Annotated in this window: 13 protein-coding genes; 4 read left to right on the top strand and 9 right to left on the bottom strand. The window is 65.5% G+C overall.

The features are described 5' to 3' along the window. Positions 1-159: 159 nt before the first annotated feature. Positions 160-1476: a mechanosensitive ion channel family protein gene (locus XH92_RS40555; RefSeq protein ID WP_194457026.1), complete on the bottom strand. Its 1317-nt coding sequence runs from the start codon at positions 1474-1476 to the stop codon at positions 160-162. A 239-nt stretch (positions 1477-1715) separates the two neighbouring features. On the opposite strand from XH92_RS40555, the gene XH92_RS40550 reads away from it, so the two are divergent. Beyond that, positions 1716-3509 (top strand): potassium/proton antiporter, encoded by a 1794-nt coding sequence (locus tag XH92_RS40550; RefSeq protein WP_194457025.1) that lies wholly within the window; start codon positions 1716-1718, stop codon positions 3507-3509. Between the two features lie 64 nt (positions 3510-3573). Here XH92_RS40550 and XH92_RS40545 read toward each other — a convergent pair whose 3' ends face one another. The 6 genes from XH92_RS40545 to mepA form a co-directional block, all read right to left on the bottom strand. Continuing rightward, complete coding sequence (locus XH92_RS40545; protein WP_194457024.1) at positions 3574-4851, bottom strand: hypothetical protein; 1278 nt, start codon at positions 4849-4851, stop codon at positions 3574-3576. Between the two features lie 163 nt (positions 4852-5014). Continuing rightward, on the bottom strand, positions 5015-5686 hold the full coding sequence (modC, locus tag XH92_RS40540) for a molybdenum ABC transporter ATP-binding protein (RefSeq protein ID WP_194457023.1): 672 nt from the start codon (positions 5684-5686) through the stop codon (positions 5015-5017). Positions 5687-5689: 3 nt separating this feature from the next. Continuing rightward, positions 5690-6385, bottom strand: a complete 696-nt coding sequence (gene modB / locus XH92_RS40535) for a molybdate ABC transporter permease subunit (protein WP_194457022.1) — start codon at positions 6383-6385, stop codon at positions 5690-5692. 4 nt (positions 6386-6389) lie between these two features. Beyond that, positions 6390-7175 (bottom strand): molybdate ABC transporter substrate-binding protein, encoded by a 786-nt coding sequence (modA, locus tag XH92_RS40530; protein WP_194461669.1) that lies wholly within the window; start codon positions 7173-7175, stop codon positions 6390-6392. Positions 7176-7380: 205 nt separating this feature from the next. Next, a complete protein-coding gene (locus XH92_RS40525) occupies positions 7381-7890 on the bottom strand; it encodes a hypothetical protein (protein WP_194457021.1) in 510 nt (169 codons plus the stop codon). Between the two features lie 134 nt (positions 7891-8024). Beyond that, positions 8025-8987 carry a penicillin-insensitive murein endopeptidase gene (mepA, locus tag XH92_RS40520; protein WP_194457020.1) on the bottom strand — a complete coding sequence of 321 codons (963 nt, stop codon included), beginning with the start codon at positions 8985-8987 and terminating at the stop codon, positions 8025-8027. A gap of 195 nt (positions 8988-9182) precedes the next feature. Here mepA and XH92_RS40515 point away from each other — a divergent pair, with 195 nt between their 5' ends. Continuing rightward, on the top strand, positions 9183-9620 hold the full coding sequence (locus XH92_RS40515; RefSeq protein ID WP_246788079.1) for a L,D-transpeptidase: 438 nt from the start codon (positions 9183-9185) through the stop codon (positions 9618-9620). Between the two features lie 368 nt (positions 9621-9988). Then, on the top strand, positions 9989-12181 hold the full coding sequence (locus tag XH92_RS40510) for a bifunctional diguanylate cyclase/phosphodiesterase (RefSeq protein ID WP_194457019.1): 2193 nt from the start codon (positions 9989-9991) through the stop codon (positions 12179-12181). Positions 12182-12291: 110 nt separating this feature from the next. Here XH92_RS40510 and XH92_RS40505 read toward each other — a convergent pair whose 3' ends face one another. Beyond that, positions 12292-12747, bottom strand: a complete 456-nt coding sequence (locus XH92_RS40505) for a DUF1801 domain-containing protein (RefSeq protein ID WP_194457018.1) — start codon at positions 12745-12747, stop codon at positions 12292-12294. A 73-nt stretch (positions 12748-12820) separates the two neighbouring features. Then, positions 12821-14788, bottom strand: a complete 1968-nt coding sequence (locus XH92_RS40500; RefSeq protein WP_194457017.1) for a methyl-accepting chemotaxis protein — start codon at positions 14786-14788, stop codon at positions 12821-12823. 444 nt (positions 14789-15232) lie between these two features. Between XH92_RS40500 and XH92_RS40495 the strand changes: the two genes are divergently transcribed. Next, positions 15233-16831: an MASE4 domain-containing protein gene (locus XH92_RS40495; RefSeq protein WP_194457016.1), complete on the top strand. Its 1599-nt coding sequence runs from the start codon at positions 15233-15235 to the stop codon at positions 16829-16831. Positions 16832-17049 lie beyond the last annotated feature (218 nt).

The raw sequence follows: 17049 nt of genomic DNA, 5'->3' as shown, positions 1-17049 counted from the left end.
TGTTTCTGCAGGCAAGGGGCTGATTTCAGGCCCTAATCTAATGATCGGCGCGCCCGGCGCAAGCCAAGGTTGGGCATGGGGACAATGTCCAAACGGCTTGATTTCCCGGCCAAATCCGGAGCAGCGACGGCCGCTGGTCCGAAAAACCGCGCGGAAGCGCTAGCTGGAGACCTCGACCACGCTCTCGACCGGCAGCGCGCCGCCGCGGATGCGGAGTTCCCGCACCGGGTAGGGCACCTTGATGCCGTCCTGCTTGAAGGCGTCCCACAGCGCCAGCATGACGTCGCTCTTCACACCGTCCATGCCGTCAGGGTCGGCGATCCAGAAGGTCAGCGAGAACTTCATGCCGAGCTCGGCGAATTCGGTCAGGATGCAGTTCGGCGGCTTGCCCTTGAGCGCGCGGGCGTGGGCCGTGGCGGTATTGATCGCGAGCTTGCAGACCAGCCGCGGATCGGCGTCGTAATTGGCGGCGAAAGCGATCTTCACCAGGGTATTCTTGTCGGTATAGGTCCAGTTGGTGACCTTCTGCGTCACCAGATCCTCGTTCGGGATCAGGAACTCGCGGCCGTCGCCGGCGGCGACCGAGATGTAGCGGGTCTTCATCGCGCTGATGCGGCCCTGGCTGTCGCCGATGGTGACGAGGTCGCCGGGCTTCACCGATTTGTCGACCAACAGGATGATGCCCGAGATGAAGTTGGCGACGATCTTCTGCAGGCCGAAACCGATGCCGACGCCGACGGCGCCGGACAGCACCGCGAGCGCCGACAGGTTGATCCCGACCGCGCTCAAGGCAATGGCGACCGCGACCACCATCAGGCCGATGCGGATGATCTTGACCAGCAGCACCTGGATCGACGGGGTCAGATCGGTCGAGCGGGTGATCTGGCCGTCGATGAAATTGCTGGCGATATTGCTCAGCCACAGCGCCAGGATCAGCACCGCGCCGGCCTTGATCAGCAGCAGCGGGCTCAGCCGCAGACCGCCCATGACGACGGCGAACGAATCCAGCGTATCGGCCGCCCAGTCGAGCTGGCCGATGATGCTGAGGGCGGCGACCACCCAGGCCGCGATCGAGACCAGCTTGACGATGAAGGCGTTGTCGATCACCGAGGTGACGAGGCGGATCACGAGCCAGGCCAGCGCCAGCTTGGCGGACACCGCGATCAGATAGCTGCGGCTCGGCCAGGTCGCGTGCCACATCACGATGCGCGAGATCACCATCAGCGCCGCGAACACCGCGGTCGAGGCGCTCGTCACCATCACGCGGGCAAAGTGCCGGAGCGGCAGCGGCCAGCGGCTCGCCAGCGTCGACATGTTGACCCGCGCATGGATGGCGGTATCGGCGGCGTAGGCGAGGCCTGCGGCGGCGAGGATGATGCCGAACTGCAGATAGAACCAGGGCGAGGCGACCTCGGCGCCGACCGAGCGCGCCGCCATTTGGATCGATTCCAGAACGTCCTTCCAGCTCATGTCCATCTGCAAAGTCTCAACTCGAAGCGCGGGTCAGGCAAATGTGATTCGAAGGTGCAGCCAGAATCCCACAATGGCGCGCACGCGACCATCGATACACCACAGTGTCGGGGCGACCTAGGCCCGGGAGGATCGGGCACATTGCCGCTTAGGACAGAAATCGGTTGGCGTCCCAGTGTGGCGACGATAAGGATGCAATTGCAAGTATTTGAGACCTCCGAAGTCCTTGAGACCTCCAAAGACGCATGGCATCCCTCGACTCCGTCAGTATAGCGATCCTGCTCGGTGCGGTGCTGGTGATGGCCGGCATCCTGTCCAGCCTGCTGGCGCTGCGGTTCGGCGCCCCCTTGCTGCTGGTGTTCTTGCTGGTCGGCATGCTGGCTGGCGATTCCGGCCCCGGCCGGCTGCAGTTCGACGACGTCCGCACCACCTATCTGGTCGGCTCGGTGGCGCTGGCGCTGATCCTGTTCGACGGCGGACTGAAGACGCGGTTTGCCAGCATCCGCACCGTGCTGGCGCCCTCGATGATGCTGGCGACCGCCGGCGTGCTGCTGACCGCGCTGATCACGGCGCCGGTCGCCCGCTACGTGCTCGACCTCAACTGGACCGAGTCGCTTCTGGTCGGCGCCGTCGTCGCCTCGACCGACGCCGCGGCGGTGTTCCTGCTGGTGCACACCCAGGGCCTGCGCCTGCGCCCGCGCGTCGGCGCGACCTTGGAGGCGGAGTCCGGCACCAACGATCCGTTCGCGATCTTCCTCACCTTGATGCTGGTCGAGTTCATCTCGATCGGCCAGAGCTCGGCTTCGCACATCGCGATGGAGTTCATCCAGGAGGCCGTGCTCGGCGCCATCATCGGGGTGATCGGCGGCCGGCTGGTGGTGATCGCGCTGAATTACGTGGCGCTGCCGCAGGGCCTGCATGCGCCGTTCGTCACGACCGCGGCGCTGGTGATCTTCGGCGGCTCGCAGATGGTGCATGCCTCGGGATTCCTCGCGGTCTATCTCGCCGGTATCATCATCGGCAACCGGCCGACCCGCGCGCATAATTCGGTGGTGACGTTCCTCGACGCCGCGACCTGGCTGGCGCAGATCGTGATGTTCGTGCTGCTCGGCCTGCTGGTCTCGCCGCATCGCCTGCTCTCCAGCGCCGGCGGCGCTGTGCTGGTGGCGTTCGCGCTGATGCTGGTGGCACGGCCGCTGGCGGTGCTGATCTGCCTTGCGCCGTTCAAGTTCAACTGGCGCGAGAAGGTCTTCATCGCCTGGACCGGCTTGCGTGGCGCGGTCGCGATCTTCCTCGCCTCGATCCCGATGCTGGTCGGGCTGTCGAAGGCCTATCTCTATTTCGACGTCGCCTTTGTCGTCGTCATCATCTCGCTGCTGCTGCAGGGCTGGACGCTGGCGCCGGCGGCGCGGCGGCTGCACGTCGCACTGCCCCGCGCCGAACGCGGCCCGCGCCGTGTCGAGCTGGATCTGCCGGGCCAGCTCGAGCAGCAGTTGGTCGGTTATCCGGTGCGGCCGAAGAGCCTGTATTTCCGCCGCGGGCTGATCCCGTCCTGGTCGAAGCCGACGCTGGTGATCCGCGAGGAGCGGATCCTGACCCCGGTCGAGGCCGATCCGGTCGCGCCCGGCGACTACATCTACCTGCTGGCGCCGCCGGAGCGCGCCGAGGCGCTCGACCGCTTCTTCGTCGACATGGCGCCGTCGTCAGCGCCCGATCCGCATCTGCTCGGCGACTTCATGGTGTCGGGCGAGCATACGCTCGGCGAGCTCGCCGAGATCTACGGCGTCAAGGTCGACGAGCACCAGGCCAAGCTGACGCTGGCGGATTATTTCGACGTCAATCTCGACCGCGCGCCGAAGGAAGGCGCCGAGCTTGCGCTCGACGAGATCGTGCTGGTGGCACGCAGCATCAGCGGCGGCCGCGTCAATGTGGTCGGCCTGCGCCTGCCGGAGGAAGACGAGGTGGTCGTGCCGCAGACGCGGATGCAGACCGTCCGGCGCAAGCTCGCCGATATCTGGGCGTCGGTCGCCGGCGTCTAAAGCGTTTTCGAGCGAAGTGGATGCCGGTTCGCGTGAAGAAAACGCGTCAGAACAAGACCGGCCGTCACTGCTTGCGCAGGAAGCTCGAATCCGGGGCGAACTTCTTGATCATGTCGGACAGGCCGTCGTCGGCCGGTGAGCCCTTCGACGCAGCGTCCGACTTCGGCTCATCCTTGAACTTCTGGCCGGAAATCTCGGCCAGCGCCGCGAGCAGCGTCTCGTCGAGATTGTCGGCCGCCGTCTTCGCAGACGGTGTCTTGGCAGGCGATGTCTTGGCAGGCGGCGCGCTGGCGGGCGGGGGCGGGGTGGGCTTCGGCGGGTTGGCGTCGATCTCGGCCTCCGCCGGGGGCGGCTTTGTCGGCTCCGGTACCGGGACCGGCTTGGATGTGTCCGCCCGTCTTGCGGCGGACTTGCTGACCGCGGCGATCAACGATGCTTCGAGATCGGCGGGCGTCTCCGCCGGCATGGCCGGGGCTGCGGCTGGCATCGGCGGTGGCGCCGCTGGCATTGGCGGCGCGGCGGGCTTCGCGTCCCGGGGGGCGCGACCGAACAGCGGTTCCCGCTGGCCCGCCGTCGACGGCCGGCTGTCGGTGGCCTTGCCAGGCTCTCTACCAAGCTCCTTGCCAGGCTTGAAGAGTCCCGCGCGTTCGGCGGCGATCCTGGCGGAAGCCTCCTCGACCGTGGCGAGCAGGGACGCTTCCAGCGCATCGGCGGGATTGCCCGAAGCCGCTGGCTTGGCGGCAGGGGCGGCCGCCTGCTTTGGCTCCGGCCGGGGCGGCAGGGGCGGTGGCCGCGAAGCTTCGACCGGCGTGGGCGGCGGCGTGGGCTGGCCGTCCCGGGCGCGCGCGATGATGCCGTCGACAATCTCGCCGAGCCGGCTCTTGTCGGGGGCGGCGAGATAGCTCGCCGCGAGCTCATCGACATATTGCGGGCCGTAATCGGCCAGCACCTTGGCCAGTTGGGCGAGATCGGGATCGCTCTCGACCAGCCGGCGCCAGGTCTGCCGGTCGTAGGGGGCGTCGTCCTTCTTGTCGGGCCAGGCCACCCGGCGCGGCTGGCGCTGTGGTCCGCTGTCTTGGCCGCTGTCTTGGCCGGTGTCCTGGCCAGTGTCTTGGCTGGTGACGGGGTCGAAGGTCGGCGGCTGCAGCCCGGCGCTGAGGCGCGGCGGGGTGAATCCGCCAGCCCCGGCCGGCACGGGGGCATCCCCCTCGCGCCGACGCCGCTCGGCGATCTGCAGCGAGATCAGGCCGATGCCCATCAGCAGGAAGCCGAGTGCGGCCCACGAAATCGTGGCGCACAGCAGCCCGCCGATCAGCAGCAATACCCAGCCAGTCAGTCGCAAAGTGCACCTTTCCCCATGCTCGATCGGACGTCCCGATCCGGGCCTAGCAGACAAGATGGGCTATCTTATGCCGACTTTCGGAAAAACGGCCAGCCGGGGCGTTTTCGAGCGAAGTGGGCACCGGTTCGCGTGAAGAAAACGCCTCGAGACCAGAACCGTAGCTCTAGGTGCCGCCCGTCAACACCTTGACACCGCCGAACGCGGTGACCTGGCCGCGACGCAGCATCACGATCTGGGTGGCGAGCTGGCGCAGCTCGGCCGCGTCGTGGCTGACATAGACCATCGGGACGCCGGCCTCGTCGCGCAGCCGGACCAGATAGGGCAGGATCTCGAGCTTGCGGCTTTCGTCGAGCGCGCCGAGCGGCTCGTCCAGCAGCAGCAGCCGCGGCCTGGACAGCAGCGCGCGGCCGAGCGCGACGCGCTGGCGTTCGCCGCCGGAGAGCTTTCCGGGGCGGCGGTCGAGCAAGGCGCCGATGTCGAGCAGGTCGACGACGCGCTTGTGCTGCGCGGGATCCTCGGTGAGGCCGTTCATCCGGCGGCCATAGTCGAGGTTCTGCCTGATACTAAGATGCGGAAACAGCCGCGCGTCCTGGAACACGTAGCCGATCCGGCGGCGATATGTCGGGACGTGAATGCCGGCCGACGTATCGTCGACCGTCTCGCCGTCGATCACGATGGTGCCGCGATCGGGACGCACCAGCCCTGCGATCGTGTTGATGAGCGAGGTCTTGCCGGAGCCGGACGCGCCGAACAGGCCGGTGACGCGGCCCTCGCTGCTGAACGACGCCGCGAGCGTGAATTCGCCGAGCTGCTTGGTGATGTCGACGCGCAGCATGCTCTATTGCCCGTGCAGGCGCGCGGTGGCGCGGCGCGCGAACACTTCGGCGGCGATCAACGCGCCGACCGCGAGCACGACCGAGATGATCACGAGCCGCGCCGCCGCGGCGTCGCCGTCGGGTGTCTGGATCAGCGAATAGATCGCCGATGAAATGGTCTGGGTCTCGCCGGGGATGTTGGAGACGAAGGTGATGGTAGCGCCGAACTCGCCGATCGCCTTGGCAAAGCCGAGCACCATGCCGGCCAGCACGCCAGGCAGCGCCAGCGGCAGCGTCACGGTTGCGAACACCCGCCAGGGCGCGGCGCCGAGCGTCTCGGCCGCCTGCTCGAGGCGGCGGTCGACCGCTTCGATCGACAGGCGGATCGGGCGCACCAGCAGCGGAAACGACATTACGCCGCAGGCAAGCGCGGCGCCGGTCCAGCGGAATGCGAACACGATGCCGAGGTGATCGGCCAGCCAGCCGCCGACCAGGCCGCGCTTGCCGAAGGTCAGCAGCAGCAAATAGCCGGTGACGACGGGCGGCAGCACCAGCGGCAGATGCACCGCGGCATCGAGCAGCGACTTGCCCCAGAAATCGCGCCGCGCCAGCAGCCAGGCGAGCGCGATCCCGAACGGGGTCGCCACCAGCGTTGCGATGATGGCGACCCGCAGCGACAGCAGGATCGCCGTCCATTCGGTCGGCGAGATCTCGAACACGCGATTAAGTCGTCGGGCTGATCAGGAACTTGAAGCCGTACTTCTCGAGGATCGTCTTCGCCGCGGACGAGCGCAGGAAGGCGAGGTAGTCGGTGGTCTCGGGCTTCGCGGTCGTGGTCGCCGCGACCGGATAGATGATCGTGGGATGGGTGTCGGCCGGGAAGGTGCCGACGATCTTGACGCCCGGTTCGACCTTGGCGTCGGTCGAATAGACGATGCCGAGCACGGCTTCGCCGCGCGCCACCAGCGTCAACGCCGCGCGCACGCTCTCGGCCATCGCGAATTTCGGCTCCGCCGCCTGCCAGGCGCCGAGCTTCTCGAGCGCGGCCTTGGCGTATTTGCCGACCGGCACCGCCTTGACGTCGCCGGTCGCGATCCTGCCGTCGCCGGCGAGCTTGGCGAGATCGAAGCCGGGTGCGATGTTGACGTTGTCGATCTTGGAATCCTTCGGCGCGATCAGCACGATCGAATTGCCGAGCAGGTTCACCCGCGTCGCTTCATTGACGTTCTTCTGCTTGATCGCATAGTCCATCCAGTCGGTGTCGGCGGAGACGAACACGTCGGCCGGCGCGCCCTGCTCGATCTGTTTTGCGAGCGCCGAGCTCGCGGCATAGCTGGCGCTGATCTTGACGCCGGTCTTGGCGGTGTAGGCCGCATCGATCTCGTCGAGCGCATTCTTCATCGAGGCTGCGGCAAAGACGGTGAGGGTCTTGTCTTCGGCGCGCGCGGGCGAATGGATCGCGCCGAGCAGGATGACGAAGGCAGTGAAAAGTCCGGCAAGTCGTGAAATTGAAAGTCGTGACATCGAAAGCGCTCCGTGCGAGCTCGCGCGCGAACGGCACGCGCAAATCAGGCGTTGGTGGGGTCTGGGCGCGACGGACGGAAAGCGCTGTTCCGCTGGTCTCCGAAGGACTTACGGTCCTCGGGGATATCGCACTGCAAACATAGCAGGCTGGGACTTACGGTAAAGGCGACCGTTTGTCTAACAGGGCGCCCTATTCGTCCGACGGCTGGATCGCGATCGACAGCGAATTGTCCTTCGAGCCGCTGACCTGCAGCACGAACGGGCTGGCGGCGAGGTTGTATTTCATGGTCTTGCGGATACCGTCGCAGTCGGTCGCGCCGCTGAACGCCTTCGGCTTCAGGAAGTGCCCGTCCTGCACCAGGTCGACCCAGGCGCCGGCCGACAGGCTGACGGTATAGAGCCCGGCCTTCGGCGCGGCCTTGAAGCTGGTGAAGCCGGCGAAGGTGCCGTCCTTCGGCGCGCGCTCCGGCGGGGTCGGCAATTTGGCATCGGCGGGGGCGACCAGCGCCAGCGTGATGGCGGTTGGCGGCAGAGCGGCCTGTTCGCTGCCCGAGGCGAGCTTGGCGCGATCGGGCGCGGTGAGCGCGGCGCGCGCGCGGTCGATCGACCATTTGAACTTGTCGCAGCCGCTCGGCTCCTCCGCCGCGAAGGCGGGAACTGAGGCAAGCAGCAGCGATGCGGCGAGGAGCGATGTGCGCATGTCTGATCCAATGCAATTGTGACGGATGAAAATAGATCAGCGGCCCCGATCCATCGCTCGATCGCGCTTACGGCGCGACGACGCGGGATCATAACGCAGTTCAAGCCGGCCGGCATAGCCGCCTGACGAAGATGTTATTGCCCTGGCAGCTGCTGTTTGGCGTCGGCTGCGTCCAGCACCGTCTTGCAGGCCGCCGGCATCTGCGCCAGCGTCATCGGCGGGCGCGGTTTCGGCGGCTTCGGCGGAGGCTTCGGATGCAGCACCGAGTCCTTGAACCAGAAGGCGAGATCGGAAGGCTTGCAGCCTTCGCCTTCCGTCTGCGGTTTCTGCGCCTCGCACGCAGGGCTGCCTGGCGGACAGCGCATGCGGATATGGAAGTGGTAGTCGTGGCCCCACCACGGCCGGATCTTTGACAGCCAGCGGCGGTCGCCCTTGGCCTCGCGGCACAGCGCCTTCTTGATCGCGGGATTGACGAAGATGCGCTGCACGGCGGGCTCGCGCGCGGCATCGCGGATGACCAGCACATGAGCCGGCGTGAACACGCGCGGATCGATATCGAGCCGGTCGTCGCGCACCATCATCACTGCGGACATCTCCTCGCGATCCTCGCGCGACAATTTGCGGTCCGGCATCGGCGTCAGCCAGATGTCGGCGTCGAGCCCGATCTGGTGGCTGGCATGGCCCGAGAGCGCGGGGCCGCCGCGTGGCTGGCCGATATCGCCGACCAGGATGCCGGGCCAGCCGGCGTCCCTGTGGGCGTTGGCGGCCAGCCGCTTCAGCAGCGCGACCATGGCGGGGTGGCCCCAATAGCGATTGCGCGACAGGCGCATCACCTGCCAGGTGTCGCCATTGAGCGGCATCTGCGCGGCTCCGGCGAGACAGCCCTTGGTGTAGCCGCCGATCGATTGGGTCGGCATCGCCGCCGGCAACACCTTGCGCGCGAACAGCTGCTTCGCTCCAATCGTCGGATCGCTAGGGTTAGCGAGCGGCGGCAATGGCTGCGGATTGAGCGAGCCCTTGTCCTGCGCGCGCGCGGAGATGCTGCCGGCGAGGAGGGATAGGATCAGGAGCGGGATCAGACGCAGGCGGGGTGTCATTCGGATCACTCTGTCTGCGCAACGCTAACATGGATTCGAAGCAGGCGAACCGCGCTTTCATCCCATTTGCTTGATCGCCCACAAGGCGGATTAAGATTACCCGCGGCTTCCCGACCCGCATGTGATCCACGCCACTTTACAAGCACACGTTGCAGGCGACATCATGCGCACGATAATTTCAGGGCTGGCGTTATTATGACAAGCGTATCTTGCGTACGGCCGGCATGTGCCGCCGCGATTGCCGCGTCGACATTGGCATTCTCGCCGGCGAAAGCCGACATCGTCGTTCACATCGATAAATCATCGCAGCGCATGGCGGTCAGCGTCGACGGCATGACGCGCTACAACTGGCCGGTGTCGACCGGGCGCCGCGGCTACGGCACGCCGAGCGGCGTGTTCCGCCCGCAGATGATGGCGCGCCGCTGGTACTCGCGGAAATACTACAATTCGCCGATGCCGTACGCGATCTTCTTCCACGGCGGCTTCGCCATCCACGGCACCTACGAGCTCACGCGTCTCGGCGGGCCGGTCTCGCATGGTTGCGTGCGCCTCAATCCCTCGCACGCGGCGCAGCTCTACGGGCTGGTCGAACGCAACGGCCGCGGCGGCACGCGGATCGAGATCACTAACTAAAAGCGTTTTCGAACGAAGTGGATCGGTTCGCGTGACAAAAACGCGTCAGTCCGGTCGCGCGTTTACCGCGCGATAACCCTGTCGCACGCTGACAAGCATTGTCGCGGTTGCAGCGTTTCGCGCATTCATTGTGCAGACGCGCACGGGTTTACTCTTCCTTCACCACGCCGTGGCGCTTCCACGCCGCAAATTGGGGCGGAGCGCCGCTTGCGCAGTACCAGCCCCTCGCGTTGGGCGTGAACTCGCCCGCAAAGCAGGCATGGACGGCTTTCTCAGCCAGCGCAGCCATTCGCCGAGAGATACCAATTTTTCAGAGACTTATCGCAGAAATGTCACCGAACTGGAATGCGCGTGGGCGTGCGATAGCAATGATGCGGCCGAAAAAGACCAAGAAACCGAAGCAGGCCAAACTGTCAGGTCCTCAGGGCCGCCGGCCGAGACCGTTGCCGAAAATGTCCGGCGGTTCGCGCCGCGCAGCCGTCGAGATCGGCGAACTGGTGCGCCAGCGCGCGCAGGCCGATGCCGCGATCGCCGAGGCCCGCAAGTCCAATGCGCGGCTGCGCGAGGCGATCGACATCCTGCCGCAAGGCATCGTGTTCCTCGACCCCGAAGGCCGCTATACTCTCTGGAACAAGAAATACTCGGAAATCTACAAGCGCAGTTCCGACCTGTTCGAACACGGCGCGCGCCTGGAAGATACCATCCGCATCGGCGTCGCGCGCGGCGACTATCCCGAGGCCGCCGGCCGCGAGGAGGCGTGGATCGCCGAGCGGCTCGCAAAGATGTACCGGCCGGGCGAGCGGCACGAGCAGGTGCTCGCCGATGGCCGCGTGGTGCTGATCGAGGAGCGGCTGACCTCGGATGGCGGCATCGTCGGCCTGCGCGTCGACATCACCGAACTGAAGCAGCGCGAGGCGTCGTTCCGCCTGCTGTTCGACGGCAATCCGGTGCCGATGATCCTGTGCGCGCTCGACGGCGAAAGGATCCTCGCCGTCAACGACGCCGCGATCGCGCATTATGGTTATGTGCGTGCCGAATTCGAGAAGATGACGATCAGGAGCCTGCAGGCGTTCGATGCCGAGCTGCCCTGGGCCGCAGGCCGCAGCAGCGACGAGCAGGCGGCGCGGACCTGGAAGCATGTGCGCGCGGACGGCACGCTGATCGATCTTGCGATCTATTCGCGCCAGCTGATGCATGGCGACCAGCCGGCGATGCTGCTCGCGCTGATGGACATCACCGAGCGCAAGCGCGCCGAGGCGCGGCTCGCCTTCATGGCCCAGCACGACAGCCTGACCGGCCTGCCGAACCGCAATCTGCTGCGCCAGCAGATGGAAGACATGCTGCAGCACACCCGCCGCTCCACCGACAAGGTCGCGGTGCTGATGCTCGGGCTCGACAATTTCAAGGCGGTCAACGACACGCTCGGCCACGGCATCGGCGACAAGCTGTTGCGCGGAGTCGCCAAGCGGCTGCGCTCGACGCTGCGCGAGGAAGACGCGCTGGCCCGGCTCAACTCCGATGAATTCACCATCGTGCAGGGCGGCGTGATGCGGCCCGAGGATGCGGTGCTGCTGGCGCGGCGGATCCTGGATGCGATCGGCGAGCCCTATCTGCTCGACGGCCATTCGGTGGTGGTCGGCGCCAGCATCGGGATCGCGATGTCGCCCGGCGACGGCGAGGATTCCGAGAAGCTGTTGAAGAGCGCCGACATGGCGCTGTCGCGCGCCAAGAGCGAATTCCGCGGCACCTTCTCGTTCTTCGAGGCCGAGATGGATGCGCGCGCGCAGAGCCGCCGCAAGATCGAGATCGATCTGCGCGATGCGATCCAGAATGAGGGCCTGCAACCCTATTACCAGCCGCTGGTCGATCTCACCAGCGGGCGCATCACCGGCTTCGAGGCGCTGGTGCGCTGGCCGCATCCGGAGCGCGGCATGATCTCGCCCGGCGAGTTCATCCCGGTGGCCGAGGAGACCGGCCTGATCAATCCGCTCGGTTCGCTGATGCTGCATCGCGCCTGCATGGACGCGGCGCAGTGGCCCGACGACGTGCGCGTCGCGGTCAATCTGTCGCCGCTGCAATTCCGCACCGGCAATTTGCTGGCGCTGGTCACCGACGCGCTGCGGCAATCCGGCCTGCCGGCGCGGCGGCTCGAGCTCGAGATCACCGAGACGCTGCTGCTCGAGAAGAGCAGCCAGGTGCTGGCGACGCTGCATGCGCTGCGCGCGCTCGGGGTGCGGATGTCGATGGACGATTTCGGTACCGGCTATTCGAGCCTGAGCTATCTGCGCAGCTTTCCGTTCGACAAGATCAAGATCGACCAGTCGTTCGTGCGCGACCTCGGCGCCAACCCAGACGCGCAGGCGATCGTGCGCTCGATCGTCAGCCTCGGCGTCGGGCTCGGCGTCACCATCACCGCCGAGGGCGTCGAGACCGAGGCGGAGCTGAGCTGCCTGCGCGCCGAAGGCTGCCACGAGGGCCAAGGTTTTCTGTTCAGCCGCGCCCGGCCGAACGCCGAGGTCATCAGCCTGTTGAGGGCGCAGCGCGTCGCGACGGCGGCGTAGGAACGGTCGTTGCCATAGCGTCATTGCGAGGAGCGAAGCGACGAAGCAATCCATCGTCCCGCACACGCGGAGGCATGGATTGCTTCGCTTCGCTCGCAATGACGGGTGGGTTACTTGCCGCTGCCAGTCGTCCGCTTGTTGAGATGATACGTCAGCGCCAGCGCCACGCAGTGGCGCAGCGCCGGCTCGGGGAGCTTGCCCGCGACATCGAGCAGGATCGCGCGGTTGCCGCTGTATTTGAGCTCGGGATAGAGCTCGCGAAAAGTCTCGACCAGATTGGTCTGGCAGTGGAAATAGACCGCGACCTGGTCGGCGGCCGGCTTCACCTGATCGATCCGGACCGTGCTGCCGCTGCCGGTCTCCGGCGTGAGATAGCTCGGCTGCCCCCATTTCAGCGTCTCTTCCAGCGCGCCGACGCCCTTGGTTGTCTTCGCGATCTCGAAGATCAGGCGCCGCAGCGCCAGCAGTTTTGTCTTCACGGGGGCAGGATAGGCGTCGAACAGCGCATCAGCCTTCGCTTGCGGTCGTCGTGCCGCCTTGCTGGTCGATGTCGCCGGCTTGCGCATGGTAGGCTCCGCGAGGAGGACGTCCCGCGTCTGTCTACCACAGCGCCTTGAACGTCATCCAGACCGCGACCGCTCAGGCCGCGTTGCGCAATCCGGCGAGGAACGTGTCCACGCTGTGCGACAGCGCGGAGGCGTGATCGCCGAGCTGGCTTGAGGTATCCAGCACATTGCCGGTGAGGGCGCGGGACTGGCCGGCGGCTTCGCTCGCGCCCGCGATATTGGCGGAGACCTCGACGGTCCCGGACGACGCCTGCTGTACGCTGCGGGCGATCTCCCGCGTCGCCGAGTCCTGCTGCTCGACGGCGGCCGCGATCGCGGTGGCGATGCCCGAGATCTCGCGGATGGTGCCGCTGATGTCGCCGATCGCGCTGACGCAATTGCCGGTGGCGGACTGGATCGCGCCGACCTGGCCGGCGATCTCGTCGGTCGCCTTCGCGGTCTGGCTCGCCAATTCCTTCACCTCGGCGGCGACCACGGCAAAGCCGCGGCCGGCCTCGCCGGCGCGGGCAGCCTCGATGGTGGCGTTGAGCGCCAGCAGATTGGTCTGGCTGGCGATCGCGCTGATCAGGCGCAGCACGTCGCCGATCTTCTCCGCGGATGCGGCGAGACTCGTCACCATCTCCGTGGTCTCCATCGCCTTGGCCACGGCATTGTCGGCGACGCGGCTGGAATGGGTGACCTGGCGGCCGATCTCGGTGATCGAGGAGGCCAGCTCCTCGGTTGCGGCCGCGACCGCATTGACGCTCGCCGACGCCTCCTCGGACGCGGCGGCCGCCGCCGCGGTCCGTTCGGAGGTGCCGTTGACGCTGGTGGTGATCTCGCCCGCGACGCGCTGCATGGCGCTCGACGACTGCGCGACGGCGGCGACCATGCCCTTGACGTCGGATTCGAAGCGGTCGGCCATCTGCCGCTGCAGCGCCTGCTTGTCGGCCGCTGCCTTCACCTTGTCCGCCTCCTGCGCATCGCGCAGCGAGGAGGTCTCGATCATGCTGCGGCGGAACACGTCGACCGCCTTCGCCATCGTGCCGAGCTCGTCGCGGCGCTCGCTGCCGGGGATCGTGACGCCGGTGTCGCCGCTGGACAGGCGGTTCATGACCGCGGTGATCGCGGCGAGCGGCCGCGACAGGCCGCGGCCGAGCAGGAATGCGAGCAGCACGGCCGCGGCCAGGATCGCGACGGTGCCGAGGATCAGATTGCGCTGCGCGCTCGCCGCGGCGGCTTCATAGTCGCTGGTGTCCTTGACGATCTCGAGCACGGCGACCGGTTCGCCGGCATAGTTCTTGATCTGCCCGAGATAGAGCTCGACCGCGTGGCCATCGAGCGTTGCGTCGCGCAGCAGCGCCGCGCCGTTCATCACATTCTTGAGCTCGTCCTCGGTCGCAACCACACTGTCGCCGAAGGTCGAGGATAGCCGCTTGAAGGTCTTGCCGTCGAAGGAATGCACGGCGAGGTCGATGCCGAAGCGCTTCTTGGCGCGATCGACGAATTCCTTGCCGAAGGCGACGCCGATGTCGACATTGGCCAGCGTCTTGCCGTCGTGCATGACCGGGGTCATGCCGAAGATCGAAAGGGCTTCGCGGGCGGGCTCTACGCCGACGATCGGCTTGCCGGCCTTGATCGATTCCACCACGGTTATGCGCCGTGTGGAGGCGTCGTCGCCGAAGATTTTTGGCGTGTGGACCCGGTAGAAGCTGGTCGCCGGGGCCTGCCAGAACGAGATCAGCGGGATGCCCTGCGCCTTGATCGCGGCCCAGGGCGCGCCGAGCAGCCTGCCGAGGCCATCGCGGTCGCCCTTGGCGATGGCATCCTCGACCGGCGGCAACGCGGCGATGACCGCCGAGACCGCGAGCGCGGTGCGGCCCTCGTAGTCGATCGCTGCAATCACGCTGTCATATTGCAGCTTGAGCTGCTGATCGAGCGCGAGCCGTGTCAGTGCCCGCTGCTGGCTGATGGAGAAGCCGCCGAGGATGGCGCAGGCGACCGCAACGGTCAGTGAAATCGCCAGGATCAGGCGGGCGGCAATCGATCGAAGCTTGAACATGGGGCCAGTGGAACTCCAGGCATTAGCGCCGTCCGCAAACTCTCAGAAAAAGCTTAACAACCGGATGTTGCGCCGCCGAAAGTTCGCGCCGCGACCGTTGCCGCTGGTGCTACTTTCGTACTGGGCGGCTAAAGCGCGATGAGATTGGGTTGAAGCAGTTCGACCGGGGACTCGCTTCGCCTCTCCTGCTTGCGGCGGTTGGGGGCTCGCTCCACGATGCGATTCGCGACAGGCGACCCCAGCCATCCCCGTAAGCGGGAGTTGGAGCGCAGCCTGCTCGCGGCCGTGCGCTCATAAACGCCAGCGATCCGATGTCCGCTTCCGGAGAACGAGCAGACATCGCGATGCCACGTTGAAATCGGCTGAGAATGACCTGGCGCAGGCATTTAATCGAATGCCGAAACCTTCGATATGCTGCTAACATCGGGGATAGACGAGGCCACAATGCTGAACGCGGATACCCGTCAGTTTGCGCTCGCTGCGGATCACGACCCTCCGATAGTGGTCGCTTTGATGCCTTATACCCCCCGACACCGAGCGATAGCTGTCAGTGTCGTGGCCGGTATGCTGGCCGTTTCAGCGCTTATCGCTCCTTTCGTGAGCCTACAAATTGGCAGAATTGACAGCTTTCTCCCGGTCGTTCAGACGGTATTGAGCGCGGCTGATCTGCTAACGGCAATCCTCTTATTCGCTCAATATTCGGTGCAGCCGCACCGCGCCTTGCTGGTCGTGGCGAGTGGATACATCTTCGCTGGCTCGTTTGCCTTTCTGCAGACTTTGAGTTTTCCGGGCAGCTATGCACCCAACGGGCTCATAGGGGACGTCTACAACACGCCGGCTTGGTTCTTCGTACTTTGGTACACCACATTTCCACTAAGTGTCCTTGCCTATGCGCTGCTCAAGGATAAGGGAAAGACCTCGCGCCGGTCGACGACGGCAAGCATCGCGATCACGCTGATATGTGTAGTGGCGACAATAGCTGTTCTGTCGTGGCTGGCGATAGGCGAAGTCGAGCATCTGCCGAGATTCTTCACCACAGGTCTCATGCTGCAGACGCCACTCAGCAATCAATTCAACGTAGGCCTCGCGCTACTGGGTTGCTTCGTACTCCTCGTGCTTTTTGTCCGTAGACGCACAGTGCTCGACCTATGGCTGATGGTCACGTTGTTTGCCGCGGTCCCTAACTTTCTGGTGGCGGCATATGCTGGCTCGGCTCGGTTTTCCGTAGGTTGGTACACCGCTCGCGGCTTCGCCCTGATCGCGAGCTGCTTGCTGCTGTCCGTACTGGTCACAGAAATGACCGTCCTCTATTCGCGGCTGGCCAGCGCCCTGGTGATGCAGCGGCGCGAGCGCGCCAATCGCTTCGTGAGTATAGATGCAGCCACTGCGGCAATTGCTCATGAAATAAGGTCGCCGCTGGGGTCAATCACGTTAAACGCAGACGCTGCTCAGGAGGTGCTTGTCGCACAACCTCCCCGGCTCGAAGAGGTAGTTGCCATTCTCAAAGATATTGGCGAAGCCAGCCTCAGGGTAAGCGAGACAATCAAAAGCGTTCGCAGGCTGTTCAAGGATGCGACCGATCAACCGGCCATGATCAGCATCGAGGGTGTCGCGCGACAGGTGTTACGGCTGCTGCAGCACGAATTGCAGTTCAACGAGGTCCTCGTCGTGACGGACTTTCGAGTCGAAGCGCCTTTCGTGCATGCGGATCCGGTACAGCTGCAGCAAGTAATTCTGAACCTGTTAAAAAACGCCATCGACGCGATGGTCTTCACTCCCCGCGACGGCCGCCGATTGAACGTTGATACGCGGATCGAGCGAAATTCGTTCGTTCTCCTGTCCATCCAGGATACTGGCATTGGAGTGCCTCCGCAGGATCAGGACCGCGTATTTGAGGCGTTCTTTACGACCAAGCCGGCGGGCATGGGATTGGGACTAGCGATATGCCGCACGATCATCGAGAGGTATAACGGCCGTTTGGTTCTTGGCAAATCGGGGCCGCAGGGTTCAACATTCGAGATCACCCTGCCTCTTGTAAGATAGGCCTGATAGTGCGACGGCTCTGATAATCAAGGTGCGACGGCCGGAAACACGGCGAACGAACAATGTCGAACGTTGTATTTGCCCAACGAAGGCACCGACCGGGGCCCTGACAAATTCACGCTGTTGCCAATTCTCGCGGACTTCTGCTTCCGGCCCATAGTTGACGGTCTGGAAGTGCCCGGGTTCGGTCGCGATCGATGGCTCTTGACCCGAAGCCG

The sequence above is a fragment of the Bradyrhizobium sp. CCBAU 53421 genome, from assembly GCF_015291625.1.
In the GTDB taxonomy this organism is placed as follows: Bacteria; Pseudomonadota; Alphaproteobacteria; order Rhizobiales; family Xanthobacteraceae; genus Bradyrhizobium.
This window is presented reverse-complemented; position numbering and strand designations above follow the sequence as displayed.

Coding starts and splice junctions, on each gene's coding strand:
- XH92_RS40555 (WP_194457026.1), bottom strand. CDS start 1,476: ATGGACATGAGCTGGAAGGACGTTCTGGAATCGATCCAAATGGCGGCG.
- XH92_RS40550 (WP_194457025.1), top strand. CDS start 1,716: ATGGCATCCCTCGACTCCGTCAGTATAGCGATCCTGCTCGGTGCGGTG.
- modC (WP_194457023.1), bottom strand. CDS start 5,686: ATGCTGCGCGTCGACATCACCAAGCAGCTCGGCGAATTCACGCTCGCG.
- XH92_RS40525 (WP_194457021.1), bottom strand. CDS start 7,890: ATGCGCACATCGCTCCTCGCCGCATCGCTGCTGCTTGCCTCAGTTCCC.
- mepA (WP_194457020.1), bottom strand. CDS start 8,987: ATGACACCCCGCCTGCGTCTGATCCCGCTCCTGATCCTATCCCTCCTC.
- XH92_RS40515 (WP_246788079.1), top strand. CDS start 9,183: ATGACAAGCGTATCTTGCGTACGGCCGGCATGTGCCGCCGCGATTGCC.
- XH92_RS40510 (WP_194457019.1), top strand. CDS start 9,989: ATGATGCGGCCGAAAAAGACCAAGAAACCGAAGCAGGCCAAACTGTCA.
- XH92_RS40505 (WP_194457018.1), bottom strand. CDS start 12,747: ATGCGCAAGCCGGCGACATCGACCAGCAAGGCGGCACGACGACCGCAA.
- XH92_RS40500 (WP_194457017.1), bottom strand. CDS start 14,788: ATGTTCAAGCTTCGATCGATTGCCGCCCGCCTGATCCTGGCGATTTCA.
- XH92_RS40495 (WP_194457016.1), top strand. CDS start 15,233: ATGCTGAACGCGGATACCCGTCAGTTTGCGCTCGCTGCGGATCACGAC.